Here is a 14,811-nt window from a genome sequence, read left to right as displayed (position 1 = left end):
CCATTTTGCGCAAAAACCCCTGCAAAAACGCCCCTCCACCACAAAACCAAAAAAATCCCTCCAAAAAACAAAAAAGTGGGCGATCCGGCACTCGCCGAACCGCCCACTTTTTCTCAATCCAACTTACACCGTAGCGTGAAGTACCTCTTCGCGAACCACCTCGTCCTCCACCTTCTCCGCTCGAGTCTTAGGCAGCGCAACCGCCAGAACATCCTCAATCCGCGTAGCGTAATGAAGCGTCACGCCCTCAATCTGATCCGGCGTTAAGTCCTCATCCACCTGCTGTTTGCAGTCCGCCGGCAGAATCACATCCCGCACGCCGGCCCGCTTCGCCGCAAGGAACTTCTCCTTGATTCCGCCAACCGGCAACACATTGCCGCTCAGCGTAATCTCGCCCGTCATCGCCGTCAGCGGATGCACCGGAGTATCGGTCAACAGACTCACCAGCGCAGTCGCCATCGTCACGCCAGCCGACGGGCCATCCTTCGGAATCGCACCCGCAGGCACGTGAATGTGCAGGTCCGTATCCTTGGTAAAGTCCTCCTCGAGCCCCAATGACGCGGCATTCGAGCGTACCCAGGTCAGCGCGGCCTGCATGCTCTCCTTCATCACATCACCAATCTGGCCAGTGATCGTGAACCCGCCCTTACCCTTCATCCGGTTCGCTTCGATGAACAAAACATCGCCGCCCGCCGGAGTCCACGCCAGTCCAACAGCAACGCCGGCACGCTTGGTCCGCTCTGCAATCTCGGTATCCACGCGCACCTTGATACCTCCAAGAAACTCGTGCACGATCTCAGGAGTAATCAAAACCTTCTCCGTCTGACCCTCCGCAATCTTGCGCGCAACCTTACGGCAAACGGTACCAATCTGTTGCTCCAGCTTACGGACACCAGCCTCCCGCGTGTAGTGCCGCGCAATCAGATGCACGCTATCCTTCGGGAATTCGATCTGCTCTTCCGTAATTCCGTTCTCTTTGATTTGCCGCGGAATAAGGTATTTGATGGCGATGTTCACCTTCTCCTCTTCCGTATAGCCGGTCAGTTCAATGATCTCCATACGATCCAGCAAGGGCCCAGGAATCGTATCCAGCTGGTTCGCCGTGCAGATGAACAAAACCTTGCTCAGATCGAACGGCTGGTCGAGATAGTTATCGCGGAACGTATTGTTCTGCTCCGGATCCAGCGTCTCAAGCAACGCACTCGCAGGATCTCCCCTGAAGTCGCGCCCCAGCTTGTCGATCTCATCCAACATAAACACCGGGTCCTTCACCTCAACCCGCTTCAAGTGCTGAATGATCTGCCCAGGCAGCGCGCCAATGTACGTTCTCCGATGCCCGCGAATCTCCGCCTCATCATGCATACCGCCTAACGAGATGCGTGAAAACTTGCGATCCAGAGCCTTCGCGATCGAACGTCCCAGCGACGTCTTACCAACACCCGGAGGCCCAACGAAGCAAAGAATCGGCCCCTTCATATCCGGCTTCAAACGCCGCACCGAAAGGTAATCCAGAATGCGATCCTTCACCTTCTTCAAGCCGTAGTGATCCTCATCGAGAATCGCCTTCGCCTTCAGAATGTCCACCTCGCCCGAAGATGTCTTCGACCACGGCAGTACCGCCAGCCACTCCACATAGTTCCGCGTCAGCGAGTAGTCCGCAGCAGCAGGATTCATCCGGCTCAACCGGCCCAGTTCCTTCAGCGCATCCTTCTTCACATCCTCCGGCATTCCAGCGGTCTCAATCTTCTCCTTCAGCTCCGCGATGTCCTTCTGGGTATCATCCTGGTCACCCAGTTCCTTCTGGATCGCCTTCAACTGCTCGCGCAGGTAGTAATCCCGCTGCGATGACTGCACCGAATCCTGAACCTCCGTCTGGATCTTGTTGCGCAGCTGCTGCACCTCAAGCTCCTTCGCCAGGTGCTTGTTGATCCGCTCCAGACGAGCCGAAACATCCGGCGTCTCCAATAGCTCCTGCTTGTCCGTCGTCGTCAAAAACGGAAGCGACGAAGCAATAAAGTCCGCCAGCCTGCCGGGTTCGTCGATGTTGATCGCAATGGTCTGCAGATCGTCGCTCAATGTAGGAGACGAGGTCACAATCTGCTGGAACTGGCTCACCACATTGCGTTGCAGCGCCTCGGCCTCCGGCGTCTGCTGCGGATCCACGTCGGGGATGGCCTCATATTCGGCCGTCATAAAGGGCGTCAGTTGCGCAAACTCGCCAAGATGTACCCGCTCATTGCCCTCGGTGAACACAAACAGGCTCTGGTTTGGCATCTTGACGACCTTGTGCACTGTTGCTCTGGTCCCGGTCGCAAACAGATCTGCAGCCTGCGGAGCATCCTGCCGCGCATCCCGTTGCGCCACCACCAGAATGGTCTTCTCTTCGCCCAGCGATTGAATCAGCTGGATCGAGCTATCCCGCCCCACTGTCAGTGGAAGCACCGCGTGAGGAAATAAGACGGTATCCCGCACCGGCAACACTGGAACAGGACGTTTGCCTACCACCTCCGCGCCTGACCCTTCACCGCTTTTTGTTGCCGTAGGTTGAATCACACTTACAAAATCGCTTGGCATTGAGTGTACCTCTATCAGATTATCCACTATTCGATGCAGCAAGTCTTCGTCTGGTCGCAAACTATGGCCCTCTCTCAGGAAAACGTGTCTCTTCACATTCCGTCATCGGCCATAACTCCCTTCACATCAGTGAGTAACTGTCTAATAGAGGTATTATGAGTAGTTCCAAATAGAGAGTGCTGGCCCAGTCACGCCGCCAAAACCATCATTCGCCTACATCGACGCAGACCCTGAGGGAAGGGACCGCCATGGCAAGCCTCCCAACGGCTCACAGTACTCGGCATATTACGCCTCCACTCTGCGTCTTCGCCACTGCCGCCCAAGGTCTAAAAACCGCACAGTTCCTGCATCGCTGCCCCAGCACTGCTACCTAAGCCGCCCAGTACCGTCCCAGCACCTTGACCATCCGGCAGTGCTCGCGCAGCGCAATCAAAGCAGCCTCAGCCTTCTCCGATGAATCGAACCGCACATCAACATAGAAAACATACTCCCACGGTCTACCCGGGACCGGTCTGGACTCGATTTTAGTCAGATCCACCCCGGCCTTCGCCAGTCGTTGCAAAGCCGCCACTAGCGTTCCCGGCCGATGTTCGATGGCAAATGCCAGGCTCATCTTGTTCCCGTCGCCTCCGGCCTTTTCCAAAACCGAATCGTCCCGCCGAACCAGATGAAACCTCGTGTAGTTTTCCGTATGGTCCTCTATGTCAGCCACCATCACTTCGGCGCCATACTCCGACGCCGCAAGCACAGGAGCGATCCCCGCCGCATCCCGCAAGCCTTCGGCCATCAGTCGCTTCACGCTCCCCGCCGTGTCGTAGAAGGGGACTACCTCCCACTCCGGATGCGAGGCCAGAAATCTCCTGCACTGCGACAGCGCCACGGGATGCGACATCACTCTCTTCACCTCCTGCAGCTTCACCCCTGGCATCGCAATCACATTGTGTCGAATCCTTAGCAGGCTCTCACGCTCAATGTGCACCGGCAGATCCAGCAACAGATCGTAGTGTTCAGCAACCGATCCGTGCAGGCTGTTCTCAATCGGCAGCACCGCCGCATCGACCTCCCCCGCGATGACCTTCGCCAACACCTGTGCCGACACCGCGCACGCGACGATCTCTAAGCCCCCAGGACTCTCCAGCATCTCGACTGTCGCCATGTGGCTATTCGAGCCCAACTCCCCTTGAATCGCCACCTTCAATCCACACACCCCGCATATTCGTTCTTATCAGGTTCATATTTTATGCTCATTGGCAACCCCCTCGACGAACCCGGCAACTTACCACAAGAAGGGCCTGAGTTTTTGAATACCATCACAGCGAACCGGAGACCCAAAACCGGCAATCGTTTAGGAGAACGAAATGCTTTGGACAATCACTATCATTCTTTTCATCCTCTGGATCGTAGGGCTTGTAAGCAGCTACACCCTCGGCGGATGGATTCACATCCTTCTGGTCCTCGCCATCATCGTGCTCATTTTCAACCTGCTGTCCGGTAGGCGAGCACTGTAACCACCCCGAAATCGCAGCCCTCCCGTTTTACGCGTATACCCAAGGAGCAAACTATGAACACCGAAAAAGTAGAAGGCAAGTTTGACCAGGTAGCAGGCAAGATCAAGCAGAACGTTGGCGAAGCTGTCGGCAATCAGAAACTAGCCAACTCCGGCGTGGCAGATCAGGTCAAGGGCGCCGCCAAAGAAACCTGGGGCAATGCCAAAGATGCCGCGGCTGTCGCAAATGATGATGCCCGCGCTCGTGCCGAAGTCAAAGGCGAAGACTACAAAGCGCGCGCAGAAGATACAGCTCACAATATGCGCGAGAAGATCGCGAACACAGCGCACAATGTCAAAGAGAGCGTGAGCGAAAAGCTGGATAACTTCAAACGAGAGCACCGCAGTTAAACAGAACTGTAATCCCCTAGAGAAGGTCCGCCATCGAGCGGGCCTTCTATTTGCGCATCAACACATCCGCGGCAACAAATCCAAAAAACACCACTGAGATTACCCCATTCAACGTAAAGAACGCAGCATTCATGCGCCGCAGATCCTTTGGCGAAATAATTGAGTGCTCATACAGCAGCAGCATCGCAACCAGTCCAACCCCCAACATCGCAACCCTTCCCAGCCCGAACAACTCCATCAGCCAGCACAGCATAAGCAACATTCCCACATGCATTGCACGCGCAATCCAGAACGCCGCTGTTATGCCAAAAGCCTGCGGCACACTGTTCAAACCCACCTTGCGGTCGTGCTCGAAATCCTGACACGCATACAACACATCGAAGCCGCCCACCCACAAAAGCACTGCCGCCGTAAGCACAACAATCCTGATATCCAGCGATCCCCTCACCGCAATCCACGCCGCTGAAGGCGCGATCCCCAACGCCAGCCCCAACACAACATGCGACCATCGCGTTACGCGCTTCATGAAGCTATAAGCCAGCACCACAGCCAACGCCACCGGAGCAAGTTCCAGCGTCAACCGGTTCAACATCGCCGCACCCAGCACGAACAGCGCGATCGATATCACTACAAATCCCGCAACAAACCCGTTGCTCAGCGTCCCCGCAGGCAGCGCCCTCATCGCCGTACGCGGGTTTGCCGCATCCAGCTGAGCATCTGCCAGCCGATTGAACGCCATCGCCGCAGACCGCGCCGCCACCATGCAGACAATAATCCAGCCCAAAACTCGCAGCGTCGGCCAACCACCCGCAGCCAGCACAGCACCCGTCAACGCAAACGGCAGCGCAAACACCGAATGCTCCCACTTGATCATCTCAAGCGTTACAACCGTACTCTTCCACAACGATGCCATCCTTCCATCGTAAAAGACCCGGGCCCCGCCGACCTAACCGGCGCAGCCCGAACGCCAGAAACTATCCCTATTTAGCTGGTTTCTCCGCCTCACTACCAACCACCTCAAGGTTGTTCACTACCTTGAACACCCCCGAAACAGCGTTAGCCCGTATATTCGCCACATCCTTATCCGACTGGCTGTCCACCACACCCGACAGGGTCACACTCCCATTCACCACCGTGATCCGAATCGGCTTTGCCGGATCAATCGCGTACTTGTTCAACTGCGGAAACCCATAGATCGACCGCGCCTCTGCCAATCGAATCCGGTCATCGATCGGCGACACCGGCGCCACCTCCACGTTGTCAATCACATCCTTCACACCCGGATAGTTCTCCACCAGGCTCAGCGCTGAATCTTTATCCGTGGGCCCATACGCAGTCCCGCCGAGCGTCACAACACCCTTCTCGACGCCGATCGTAAACGCATTGAACGCCGTGGTTCCATACCCAACCCGGTCGTACGCCAGCTTTTCTGCCAGCTTGTTCCGAAGTGTCATGTCATCGACCTCAGGCCCCGCAACCTGAATCTGATTTTCAACGCCCTTTACATTCTTGCGGTGGTGCGCACGATCATCCGCATCGATCTTCGCGCTGTAAAGCTCCACGGTCCCCGTCAGCGTCACCACGCCATTCTGCACCAAACTCTTCACATCTTTGAATCGCTTATTATCCAGCGCCTTCGTCACATCCGCCTGAATCTGCGTATCGTTTGGCCCCGATCCGACGTTGTTGACGGCGCTCTGGGCCACACCTTTCGACGTCCCGAACAACATCACCAGACCAGCAAAACCCAACACGCCGACGCGTGCAAAATTCTTCATCCTGCTCATATCTTTCCTCCGAAAATATTGCGTCGCGATACCCGCGTGAAGCACCGTCATCCACACTTAGTACGATGCAACATCCGTCTCAGCGCGCTAACGATATCTCCTCCGCAGCTTATAGACGATGCTGAACACGCCCGACTCGTCACGCGCCACCACAATCGAGTTGTCATGGTTCAAGTCATACTGCACCTGGATCAACTGCTGCGCCGAAGTATTCACATTCGTCGCAAACGTAGCCGTAATCTGCCGAGATAACTGTTGCTGCACCGTGATCCTCGCCGACGACCCGCCCAGCGTCCCCACAAACGCCGGATCTATCTTCACGCTGCCCACGCCAAACAACTTCTCCACACGATTGCTGACCGTAGCATTCAACGCCCCACCCAACAACGCGCTAGTCGTTGGATCGGTTCCCTGCTGCACCTGCCGCTCCTGGTATAGCTGCGCCTCCTCCTGCGTCCGTCCCAGCGCCAGCAGGGCAAACACATCCGACTCGCTCAGTGGCGGCTCCGACCGATACGTCGGCTTCAAATTCGTCGAAGTCCCGTGCAGCCCAATCGTAATGTCGTAGTTCTCCACCTGCGCCGTCGCATCCAGGTCGATGATCGGATCAATACGCACTGGATTCGTAAAGTAAATGTCCCCGCGCTGCAGTAGATACTTCGTCCCCGCAAACGTCGCGCTTCCTTCATTGATCTCGATCCGCCCCAGCAAAGAAGGCACCGCAGCCGTCCCACGAATCTGCAAATCAACGGTCCCCGCCAGCTTTGCATACGAGTTTTGAAAATCAAGCTGCGGCGCACTCGTCACATGCACATCTAAACGAATCTTGTTCGAAGGCGCATTCGGATCGGGAGGCGGGCTTACCCCTCCTGCAGAACCAAACGCTGCGAAATCCACATCAGCCCCCACGCCGAATCGTGTAATCAGGATCGTTCCGCTCAACAGCGAGCTCTCCGGACCGCCCTGCAACTTCAAGTTCGCATTCGCCGTCGCACTTAACCCATACAGCCGCACCCGCACCACATCGCCCGTCGCCGACAGGTCCGCATACAACCCATTCTTGTAGCGGATGAACCCGCCGATCTTCAGTGTTCCTCCGCCGGTCGTAGCAGTCAGGCTCTGCACCTGCAGCCGGTCGTCGTTGAACACCAGCGTGCCATTCATATTGCTCAACCCATTCGGCACGCCATCGATCGCAACATTCACTTTGTCGAACTGTACTCTCCCCGTCAGCTCCGGATTCATCACATATCCGCCGGCGCCCACGGTGAACTCCACCTTGCCAGTCGAAATAACATCCGAGTCGAAGGTGTGCAGCAGCGTCATGCTCACACTGCCGGTCGCTTTCACATCCAGCTTGCCTCCCTTCGGATCCGTCGCGCCAAATAACTGTGCCGTCCCACTCGCGCGCATATCCGTATCCTGCCCGGTGATGTGAACCTGCTCGAGCGTAGCCAAACCATCGCGCAGTCCAACCCGCAAGGGTTCAGCAGCCTTCAGTTCCACCCCCTGCAGCTTCACATCTACCTGGCTGAACTCAGCCTCGCCTCGCAGCGTCTTCGGTGTCTTGAGTGGCCCGCTCACAGTCGCACTGCCGTTGATCATCGACTGCGCCTTCATGGTCCCCGGTCCAAACATCTCCAGCGGCTTGCCAATATCCAGACCCGCCACCGTCATCTTCGCCTCGGTCTGATACTCGCCCGTCAACCGCGTCTGTCCCGAAGCATTCAGCTTCGCTCCCACCAGCGTCGAGTTCGCGGTGAAGTACATCACCTCTCCCTGGCTATGCGCCTCCACCGTCGCCTCGCCAATCATCTGCCCGCGATAAGACACCGCGTTCAAAGTGACATTCGCCTTCAACCCGGGCTGCGTCAGCGTCCCATTCGCATCCGCAACCAGGTTCACCGTCCCATCGACATCGTTCTTCGTCTTCTTCACCGTCTCAAACTTCGACAGCTGAATGTCATGCCCTTCTATATGCCCATGCAGGCGATCCGTGCTCATGTCATACCCACCGTTACCCGCAATCTGCATCCCGTGCAGCCGCAGCACGACATTGGTCGCCTCCACATCCTTCCCCTGCACCGTCAAATCCGCCACCGCCGACTCGTACGGCTCCCCGTAGGCCACACCGTTCATCAACGAAAGATGACCGCCTCCACTCAAACTCCTCAGCGTCCCCACCGCATGCCCGTTCAGCGCCACCGTTCCTGTCAGCGAGACCTTCTCCTGCTGCCCCGCGATCTGCAATACATCGACCACCTGCGCATTGGCCAGCTGCACCTTCGCGTCCAGAGCCATCCCGTCGTCCCACAAATAAGTCGTCTTGCCGAATCGTGACACAACCTTCCGCGGCGCAATCTTGCCCTCCGCATTCAGCACCGCAGTCCCACGTTTGATCGTCGAACTCGCTACCACAACTCCAGTGTTCGGCGAATACTCCGCATCCGTCACAAGCGAATCGATCAACACATCAGTCGTTCCCAGCGCGAACTCCGCATTCGTCGCCTGTAGATGCCCCTTCATATCAAGATCCGCAATCTTCCCTTTCGCTGTTCCGTTGAACTGCATCGCGCCATGCAACACAACAGGAATTGCCGCGGTGCCCTTCTTTCCATTTCCTTCCAGATCCAGCGTCGTCAGCAGTTGGTTGTACTCTGATAGATCCCGCACCGTCATATCCACACGCAGGTCCGTCAGCGGATCACCCTCATTCACTCCCAAAATCCCAGACGCCTCAAAGTTTGTCTGGGGCATCTGCAACGAAATCCGCTGAATCAGCACCGTCTCGTTACGGCCCGTGTAGTGAGCCACAGTTTGCCCCGTCACCGGAACATCGTTCAACGCCCCACGCCGTCTAACCCCCGTCGGAGCAAACGTCAAATTTCCCTCTACCTCCACCGTATCGGAGATATTCTTCGCTGGGCCGCCCCACTCGACCTTCACCGGCCCGCTCACAGCCGTATCAAACCCCAGATCGCCATAGTCCTCCGGGGCCGTCACGTCCATAATCGTTCGCAGCGGAATCTTCGTAACTATCGCAGTCAAATACGCGTGCGCGACCTGCACCGGGGGCACCTTCGCCGTCTCCGAAATCGGAGCCTTCGCCCCGATCGTCTTTGCAGTCGTATTCGCCGTCGTAATCGCAGCTTTGGTCGAAGACGAACTCACCGCAACATCCTGAGGCGGTACCTCCCCAAGCCAGTTCGCAATCCGCAGCTCACCCGCCGCGCCGCCTCCGCCAGGCAGATATCCCGTCAACGCAGTCAACAATAACTCCGTAGGCGTCACATGCAACGTCCCACCGCCATCGATATCATGTAGTCGCACATTCTGATCCCGATAAGCTGCTTTGTGAATCTTCGCCGTCCCCACCAAAAGATATCCAGCCACACAATCTGGATCAGGCGGCAACGGCCGCGGCGGCTTAGTCGTCTCCGCGGGATGGCTCCGGCGCCAGAACGGCGGATGCTTCTGCGCTACCGAGGGGGACGTCGTGCAGTTATGCCCATTCAAATCTAGATCCACCGTGCCCGCATTCAGACCATCCACATCGGCCAGCACCGAAATCTGCTTTATTTCGACCGTTCCCTTCACCGTCGCCTGCCACTGTGGTTTAGCAAAGTTCTTGAAGCTCCCAGTTGCGTCCAGCTCGGAACTCTTGCCTGTGGTGAACTTCAGCCGCTGCAACTCCATCGCGTCTCTTCCCAACTCCACTGCCAGGCTCAACGCCGACTGCGCCTCCACCTGCTTCCCCATCTTCGTTCGAAGATCCTTCAGGTCTACCGTCGCGCCATACCGATCCGTCGCAGCAAGATAATGCACCTCCGCATCCAGATCTCGGGCAGCAAGATCGAACGGAATCGCCCGATTATTAATCAACGCCACACCGTTGGACAGCACCACCTCCTGCGCCTTCAGATCAAGCAGCGTATCCGTAACCGATGTCTTACTCGTATTAGGATGCTTCGGCACCGGTTGGTTCGTCTTGCCATCTTTATCAACGATCAAATGGAACTGAGGATGCTCCACGTCCAGGTAGTTCAAACGAATATGCGACGAAATCCCGCTGCCCGTTACATGCGTGAAGAAGTCAAAGATCTCTACGCGAAGCAGAACTCTATCCACCGCGATATAGGGAGCCTCTCCCGGCCCCTCAAGCCCATGTATCACCAGTCCGTCGGCCTCTACGACAAGATGCCAAAGATCGAAGCTGATCTTCGCCAGCTCCACTCTTCCGCCCGTCGCGTCCTCCAGAACCTTTACAACCTCCTTCCCAACCCGCCGATTGAAGTCGTTCGTCTTCGAATACCACGCGAACGCCCCGAACAGCACCACCACCAGCACCAGCAACGCCGCCACGGTCCAGCCGATCCAGATCATCATCCGCTTCGCCAGAGACCTCTTCACCTTCGCAATCTCACCGGCAACCTTCGCCTCGAGCTCCTCCTTCTTCTCACTCAGTTTTTTCTCCAGGTCGCTCATGGAGCCACCTCACCTGGATTCATAATCTTCACGCTGCCCTGCACCCGCAGCGACTTCAGCCAATCCACCAACAGTGCTCCTACCTGCTGCTGCAGCAGCACCTCTTCAATCCTCTTCGAGATCGTATCCAGCTGTGGCGCGGGCACATTTCGCTTCGCATACTCCGGCGCCATCCTCTTCTCGTAAAAGTCCTTAATCTCAGAGTCCGAAATCTTGATTCCATTGCGAAACCGCACCTCAATAAACCTCAGCAGTTCCATCCTCAGCCGCCACCGCTCGCGGAACTCCTCCACCGTAAATCCATGGTCGCCGAGATATTTCTTCCAACCCTCGTCCGACTCGCAGTGATACTCCTTGCAGTCGGGAATATCCTTCCGCAGCATCGTCAACTGGTCATCCAACGCCTTACTGGAGATTGCATCTTCCGGCTCCAGTTCCGCCTGCTGCAGGATTAAATCGCGATCGATCAATCGTTCGATCGTCCTCTCCCTCGAACGGTCCCCTGCAGTCCTTCGATAAGGTTGAATGTCCTCAAACCGCCGTTCTTCATCGACATCGCTCTCCAGAATCACATCTCCGTTCACTACCGCGACCACTCGATCCAGCACCACACCCTGCTGGGCAACCGAACCAGGCGTAGTGACAGGCGCGGAACTCGCAGCCCCGGCCGGTGGTGTCGTCGTCTGTCCGGCAGGCGATTGCAAGGAAGCCAAACCCTGCCCGCTGCTCCACACAAGCGTCATTGCAAACGCAGCCAGCGACAATCGCTTAATCGTATTGTGCGTCATCCAACGCATCTAGAAGCTCTCTCCGATGCTGAAGAAAAAGTTGAAGTGCGAAGCCTGCCCCTCATGCGGAGGGCTGTTGTTGAAGTCGTAAATAATCGGATACACCGGCGGATTAAGGTTATAGCTGAAGTCCACACGAATCGGCCCAACCGGCGTCCTGTAGCGCGCGCCCAGACCAACCGCGTGTGAAAAATAATTGAAATTGCAGGTTCCGATCGACCCCGAAACATTCGCGCAAGTCTGCTTGTCCGGTTGATGGAACCGCGTAAAACTAGGAAACATCTCGTTCGCATTCTGAAATACATTGCCCATATCGTGAAAGATCACGAAATTCACGCTATTGCCCACCAACGGCAATGTCTGCGGGGGCAGCCTCAGTTCAAGCGTATTCACGAACGCCGCTGACCCGCCTACAGGAAAGCCGGTCTGCAAGTCCCGGGGGCCCGCGCCATTGATCGGAAATCCGCGATGCGAATTCGCACCGCCGGCATACAACCGCTCGGGCAGCGGAATCGAATTGCAGCTAGGATTCGTCGTCAGCAAAACTCCAGCGCACGCTTCGTTCCCTACGTTGGGATTTTTCCCCGTCGCCTGCTCGTACCCAATCCGTGTCTCACGCGCAAACACATACTTCAGCTTGCCGAACTGGTAGTACGTCGAGTTCGTTCCATCCAACTTCCAGAAGTCCGTCTGCGATCCGAACTTCGACGAAGCCACAAAGCCCTGCACCGTCGAGTACTGTCCCTTCACTGCGTCCAGCGGCCCCGGCGACCGCGTATCGTGAAACCACGTAATGCTCGGCCCACCCACCCGCACCGGCTGAGACAGCAGCGGAATCAAATCCGCAGAAACCTGCAGAGTATTCGGATTCACCGCCACCCGGCGATACAGAAAGTCGTAGATAAATGTATCCCGCCGCCGAAGCTTCTCCGTAATCCGAAAGTCGCCCTGAAGCGTCGACGCCTGAAACGTCGTAATGTCCTGGATGTTAGAATAGCCGCCTGAGATCGCCGCACTGAAGTTCTTGCTCCCGTGCAGATGCGGATTCTGCAACGTTAAAATCGCCACCTGCTCCAATAACCCATACGACGTGTGCAGCGTCAGCGAATCCTCTGACCCTCGCAGATTAATTCGCGACACATCCAGCGACACCCGCGGGCTCACTCCCGCCCTTCCCTCCTGCGTCAACTGGTTGCATGGGTTCAGCATCAACTGAATGCACGAGGCCTCCGAGATCATGCCTTGCTGCGGCGTCCCCGTCTGCGCCTCAAAGCCGAACCCATACGTCACATTCCACCGCTTCGCCTCCGTCAACTGCAGCACCACATTTTTCTGAGGTGCGTCTCCCGCAGGATTCTGTACCGCCGCCACAACCTCATTGAACAGCGCAATGTTATACAGATTCCTCTGCGTCTGGAGCAGCGCCGTCTGGTCCAGCGGATCCCCCGGATGCACCAGAATCTGCGATGCCACAACGCTCGGCCTCGTCTTCTCCACTCCCGATAACAGCACGCGGTTGACGAACACCTGCTGCCCCTCGGTTACGTTCAGCGACACATTCGTCTTATCCGCGTCCGCCCCCTCCTTCGTCTGCCTGATCTCCACCTTCACCTGGTCGAACCCATGCGCCAGGTAATACTGCAGCACCGTGTCTCGATCGCCAGAGAGCGTTACCAACGAAAACGGCTGGCCTGCCTGCGTATTCATCAGTCCCCGCACATCCGGCACGCGGCTCGCATTTACTCCCGTCAGGTCCACCTTGCCAAACTTCTGCTGCGGCCCCTCGACGATGGTGAAGGTCACCGCAATCTCCCCCACCTTCATAGCCTTTCCATTCTTCGCCGTCGTAACATCCTTCACATCCGTCGTCACCTTGGCTTGATCAAAGCCATTCGCACGATAGAGTGCCTGGATCGCACTCACATCGCCCGACACCAGCGCCGGACTGTACCTCCCGCTTCGCTGATACGCATTCGACTTCTGCACCCGCATCCGCTCCCGCAGCAGATCATCTGTGAAGTATTTATTGCCCTTCAAATCCACCGCCACGACCTTGTGCTTCACCCCGCGATCCACAGTAAACACCACCTGCTCCGCCGTCGCACCGTTCCCCACCACCCTCACATCCACCTTCGAGTCGAAGTACCCCTGCTGCTGTTCGTAGTCCCGAATGTTGAAGACACCTTCGTTCAGCAGGTCGTTATCAATCGTGCCTTCCTCGAAGATGGGGACCAGGAGATGCAGGCGACCCGTCGAAATCTTCGCCCCCTCCACCGACACCATCACCTCCGGTCCCTGGCTCGCATGGAACTCGTAATCCACCTTGTCCCGCGCATCGTCGTACGTCTGCTTCTGCAGCGACACCGTCGCCTCAAGCCGGTTCTTCTTCTGATAGAGCTTCCGCAATCGATCGAGCGCGTTGCTCGTCGTATCCCGCCCCACCTTGCTGTTCTCCTTCAGCTTCGACTTCTTGCGAAACTCCTCCGGCGTTAACCCCGTATCGTCACCCACCAGTTTTATCTGTCCGACTCTCGCCTGCGGTCCAATTGCAACCGTATAAGTTACATTCACCTGATCGCCCGCTTCATCGGTCTCGGACTTCACCGCCACCGTTGGTTCGTAGTACCCCTGCTGTTGCAGAATCTCCTTAATCCCCACCGTCCCCGCCGGTATCTGTGAATCGGTAAACGCAGTTCCCGGCGAAAGCTTCGTGGCAAACTCCAGCAGCGAAGTCAGCCGTTCGCTCTTCACCCCCGCAATCGTCACCCGCCCCACGTAGTACCGCGCCGCACCAGCAAAGATCAGCGTCACCTGGTCGCCCTGCCGGATCCCTCGAACCGAAATATCCCGATACCGCCCGCTCGCAAACAGCCGACGCAGACTCGCCCGCACCTCCTCCGGATCCAGCGGCACGCCAACCTTCTGCGTCAACTCCTTCGGCAGCGTATCCGTCGCATCGAACGTCACACCCTCAAATGAAATCTTCTCGACGATGAGACCCTTCCACTGCCAAACCGAAGTCGTCAGTCCCACATTCTTTTCGTCAACCGAATCCGGCTTGTCCTCAACCGGTTTGGTCTGCTGACCCTGCGCCGGAGTCGCTCCACTCGGCACCGGGCTCGGCGTACGCGCCGAAGTCGACGCCGCCGGCACCTCCTGCCCGAAAGCCACACCCGCCATCAGCGACAAACCAAGCCACACCGCCGCAGCGACACACTCGCACCTCATCCACCGTGGTATTCGCGCACGACCTCGAAGCACCTGACCCAAAAAACCACCC

The 14,811-nt window shown here is 57.1% G+C and carries 9 protein-coding genes; 2 read left to right on the top strand and 7 right to left on the bottom strand.

Going from position 1 to position 14,811, the window contains the following annotated elements; genetic code table 11:
* Nucleotides 1-123 precede the first annotated feature (123 nt).
* A complete protein-coding gene (gene lon, locus RBB81_RS09850; RefSeq protein ID WP_353073556.1) occupies nucleotides 124-2,574 on the bottom strand; it encodes an endopeptidase La in 2,451 nt (816 codons plus the stop codon).
* Nucleotides 2,575-2,944: 370 nt separating this feature from the next.
* Complete coding sequence (locus RBB81_RS09845) at nucleotides 2,945-3,730, bottom strand: prephenate dehydratase (protein WP_423248057.1); 786 nt, start codon at nucleotides 3,728-3,730, stop codon at nucleotides 2,945-2,947.
* Between the two features lie 202 nt (nucleotides 3,731-3,932).
* Between RBB81_RS09845 and RBB81_RS09840 the strand changes: the two genes are divergently transcribed.
* Entirely contained in the window at nucleotides 3,933-4,082 is a 150-nt protein-coding gene (locus tag RBB81_RS09840; protein ID WP_121472057.1) for a lmo0937 family membrane protein, read from the top strand.
* Nucleotides 4,083-4,135: 53 nt separating this feature from the next.
* On the top strand, nucleotides 4,136-4,471 hold the full coding sequence (locus tag RBB81_RS09835; protein ID WP_179581751.1) for a CsbD family protein: 336 nt from the start codon (nucleotides 4,136-4,138) through the stop codon (nucleotides 4,469-4,471).
* Nucleotides 4,472-4,517: 46 nt separating this feature from the next.
* Here RBB81_RS09835 and RBB81_RS09830 read toward each other — a convergent pair whose 3' ends face one another.
* From RBB81_RS09830 to RBB81_RS09810, 5 genes are all read right to left on the bottom strand, one after another.
* Nucleotides 4,518-5,384: a UbiA-like polyprenyltransferase gene (locus tag RBB81_RS09830; RefSeq protein ID WP_353073554.1), complete on the bottom strand. Its 867-nt coding sequence runs from the start codon at nucleotides 5,382-5,384 to the stop codon at nucleotides 4,518-4,520.
* A gap of 67 nt (nucleotides 5,385-5,451) precedes the next feature.
* The gene (locus RBB81_RS09825; RefSeq protein WP_353073553.1) at nucleotides 5,452-6,249 is read right to left on the bottom strand and encodes a BON domain-containing protein; all 798 of its coding nucleotides are present in this window, start codon (nucleotides 6,247-6,249) and stop codon (nucleotides 5,452-5,454) included.
* 96 nt (nucleotides 6,250-6,345) lie between these two features.
* The gene (locus RBB81_RS09820; RefSeq protein ID WP_353073552.1) at nucleotides 6,346-10,743 is read right to left on the bottom strand and encodes a translocation/assembly module TamB domain-containing protein; all 4,398 of its coding nucleotides are present in this window, start codon (nucleotides 10,741-10,743) and stop codon (nucleotides 6,346-6,348) included.
* Nucleotides 10,740-11,540 carry a peptidylprolyl isomerase gene (locus tag RBB81_RS09815; protein WP_353073551.1) on the bottom strand — a complete coding sequence of 267 codons (801 nt, stop codon included), beginning with the start codon at nucleotides 11,538-11,540 and terminating at the stop codon, nucleotides 10,740-10,742. The genes RBB81_RS09820 and RBB81_RS09815 overlap by 4 nt, the downstream gene beginning before the upstream one ends.
* The gene (locus tag RBB81_RS09810) at nucleotides 11,541-14,759 is read right to left on the bottom strand and encodes a POTRA domain-containing protein (protein WP_353073550.1); all 3,219 of its coding nucleotides are present in this window, start codon (nucleotides 14,757-14,759) and stop codon (nucleotides 11,541-11,543) included.
* Nucleotides 14,760-14,811 lie beyond the last annotated feature (52 nt).

The sequence above is a fragment of the Tunturibacter gelidoferens genome (assembly GCF_040358255.1).
In the GTDB taxonomy this organism is placed as follows: Bacteria; Acidobacteriota; Terriglobia; order Terriglobales; family Acidobacteriaceae; genus Edaphobacter; species Edaphobacter gelidiferens.
Note: the sequence above shows the minus strand (reverse complement) of the source record. Positions and strands in the feature narration are given on the sequence as shown.